Raw genomic sequence first — 1,260 nt, 5'->3', positions numbered from 1 at the left:
ACGGCATCACGGGCAAGGCCGGGACGGCCGGGGTAGACAACGGCGCCGGCCAGGCTGGCGGCTCGGGCGGAAATGGGGGTGCCGGCGGGGCCGGTGGCGCCGGCGGGGACGGCGGCACCGCCGCCCACGGCACGGCCGGGGTCAACGGCAACGGCGGCGCCGGCGGCCACGGCGGCAACGCCGGCACCCCCGGTGACGGTGGAGCGGGCGCGGCAGGCACCGACCTGTTCGTCAACGGCGGCGCCGGTGGCAACGGTGGCAACCCTGGCGCCATCGGGGCCGGCGGCAACGGTGGCAACCCCGGCATCGGCGGCACCGGCGGCACCAAAGGCCTCGACGGCGGAGCCGGAGCGGCGGTCACCAGCGGCGGCAACGGCGGGGCCGGCGGCGCCGGCAGCTACAACCCCAACCCCGGCGGAAACGGCGGTAACGGCGGGGCCGGCGGCAACGGCGGAGCCGTCGGCAACGGAGGCAACGGCGGCAACGGCGCCCTCGGCGGCGCCGGCACCAACGGACCCGGCGGGACCAACCCGGGTGACTCGGGAACTCCCGGCACCGCCGGCGGAGCCGGCGGAAACGGCGGCGCCGGCGGACAAGGCGGTGCGGTCTCCGGCAACGGCGGGGACGGCGGCAACGGCGGGCGCGGCGCCCGCGGCGGCAACGGCGGAGACGGCGTTACCGGCAACGCCGGTACGGCCGGGGTCGACAACGGCGCCGGTCAAGCCGGCGGCAGTGGCGGAAACGGCGGGGCGGGTGGCAACGGCGGCAACGGTGGCGCCGGCGGCGGCGCCGCTCACGGCACCGCCGGAGCCAACGGCAACGGCGCCAACGCCGGTGACGGCGGCAACGCTGGCGGACCCGGTGACGGTGGTGCCGGCGCGGCCGGCGACGCCACCTACATCAACGGCGGCAGAGGGGGCAATGGCGGCAACCCCGGCACCGGCGGTACCGGCGGAACCGGCGGCAACCCCGGCGTCGGCGGCACCGGCGGCACCAAAGGCTACGACGGCAGCCAAGGTCCTGGGGTGCCCAGCGGGTATGGCAACGGCGGTGCGGGCGGGGCCGGTTACTCCGCTACCTTGTCCGGCGCCAACGGAGGTAACGGCGGAGCAGGCGGCAACGGTGGAACCGTCGGCAATGGCGGGGCAGGCGGCCAAGGCGGAAACGGCGCCGCCGGACTGGCCGGCACCGATGGTCTGTTAGCCGGTGACCCGGGCAACCCGGGCATCGCTGGCGGGTCGGGTGGTCACGGCGGGGCCG

The 1,260-nt window shown here is 78.0% G+C and carries 1 pseudogene; it reads left to right on the top strand.

Annotated elements, in window-relative coordinates:
- A pseudogene (locus AO501_RS40240) lies at window positions 1-1,260 on the top strand (hypothetical protein); the annotation flags it as partial.

The sequence above is a fragment of the Mycobacterium gordonae genome (assembly GCF_001417955.2).
GTDB classification, from domain to species: Bacteria; Actinomycetota; Actinomycetes; order Mycobacteriales; family Mycobacteriaceae; genus Mycobacterium; species Mycobacterium gordonae_B.
The sequence above is the reverse complement of the archived record's forward strand: the minus strand, read 5'-3'. Positions and strand labels throughout refer to the sequence as shown.